Below are 876 nucleotides of genomic sequence, written 5' to 3'. Positions count from 1 at the left end.
CGGGCAGGCTCGTCAATTGGTTTACACTAACGTCAAGGCTTTCGAGCCTGGCCGGGAGGGCCTCGGGCAGGCTCGTCAATTGGTTGTTGCCGACGTTGAGGCCCTCGAGCGCGGCCGGGAGGGTCTCAGGCAGGCTGGTGAGCCGATTGCTCCACACGTCCAGCAAGGCGAGCCCGGCCGGAAGCGCGGGCAAGCTGACCAACTGATTCCCATTAACATTGAGCGAATTGAGCGCGTCAGGGAGAGTCTCGGGCAGACTGGTCAGCCGGTTGAAGGACGCGTCGAGCGAGTGGAGCCCGGCTGGAAGTGGAGGCAGGCTGGTGAGGCGCAGCATTGCAAGATTCAGCTCGCCCTGATTCCAAGCATTCACTCGCCTTACAGCCTCTTGTCGATCCTCGAGCGGGTTCTGCCCCTCTTCGGCAGCCCACTCCTCCAGCATCTGGTCGTGCCCCCCCTCCGCAGGAGCAGAATCCCCGAGATTTGCCGGATCGTCAGCGGCGAGCACCGCGTGGGTCAAGACTCCAACCCACTGCGCCTCCTCACCTTCCCGGTCCTCGCGGCCGGAAGATTCGGTGCTGCCATTACCGCGCTGAGCCTGCCCTGCATCAAAGGGATCCATTTCCTGCTCCTTGTCGGACTGAGCAAATTATGCGACCTCTCGGCCCACATCGAACGTTGCAGCCTCTAAGACATTTAGCTTACGTCGAGCTGACGAGCGTTGAACCATGTTGAGGAAGCGATCTGCGCAATTTGTGAAGGAGTTCGGCTTCGATTCGGTGCAGCCTTTCGGCTTGAGCCAGATGAGGTCAGAGGGTACCGTCAAGTTAACGAATTGGAGCGGCGGAGGGGGTAGACGAGCGGCATGCGGACTGCCAA

1 pseudogene is annotated in these 876 nt (G+C 61.0%); it reads right to left on the bottom strand.

Features of this window, described 5'->3' with window-relative positions:
• A pseudogene (locus tag IC50_RS37770) lies at positions 1-619 on the bottom strand (NEL-type E3 ubiquitin ligase domain-containing protein); the annotation flags it as partial.
• Positions 620-876 lie beyond the last annotated feature (257 nt).

Origin of the sequence: Bradyrhizobium genomosp. I (2014) (assembly GCF_000261685.1) — a bacterium.
Lineage (GTDB): Bacteria > Pseudomonadota > Alphaproteobacteria > Rhizobiales > Xanthobacteraceae > Bradyrhizobium.
Note: the sequence above shows the minus strand (reverse complement) of the source record. Positions and strands in the feature narration are given on the sequence as shown.